The organism is Mesorhizobium sp. WSM4849, assembly GCF_055811385.1.
Genome location: NZ_JBVVPW010000115.1, coordinates 1 through 483 on the forward strand (window position 1 = coordinate 1; position 483 = coordinate 483).

The window sequence follows — 483 nt, forward strand, 5'->3', positions numbered from 1 at the left end:
CGACAAGCGCGCGGTCCTGGCGACGCGCGTCGCCGGCGTCATCGACAAGCTGCCGGTCAAGCAGGGACAGCGCGTCAAGACGGGCGACCTCGTGCTGATGCTTGCCACCGAGGAAAAGCTTTCGGCGCTCAGCAACGCCAAGCAGCTTGTCGCGCAGCGTCAGGCCGAACTCGATGCGGCCTCGCGGCTGGCGAAAACCGGCAATCTGCCCAAGCTGCAGCTCGATACGGCTCGCTCCAACCTGACGCAAGGCCAGTCGCATCTGGAAGCCGCGCAGGCCGAGCTCGACCGCAACGAGGTGAAGGCGCCGTTCGACGGCGTCATCGACCGGGTACCGGTGGAGCTTGGCAGTTCCGTGATGCAGGGCGACGAAGTGGCGACCATTCTGAGCCTCGATCCGGTGATTGCCCGCGGCGAGGTCAGCGAACGTGATCTCGGCTATCTGAAGATCGGCGACAAGGCGAATGTACGATTGGTCAGCGG

At 65.0% G+C, this 483-nt stretch carries 1 protein-coding gene; it reads left to right on the plus strand.

The window, feature by feature from the left end; genetic code table 11:
- Positions 1–483, plus strand: a 483-nt coding sequence (locus AC0L3L_RS36455) for an efflux RND transporter periplasmic adaptor subunit (protein WP_473642213.1), incomplete at both ends; no start/stop codon positions are given.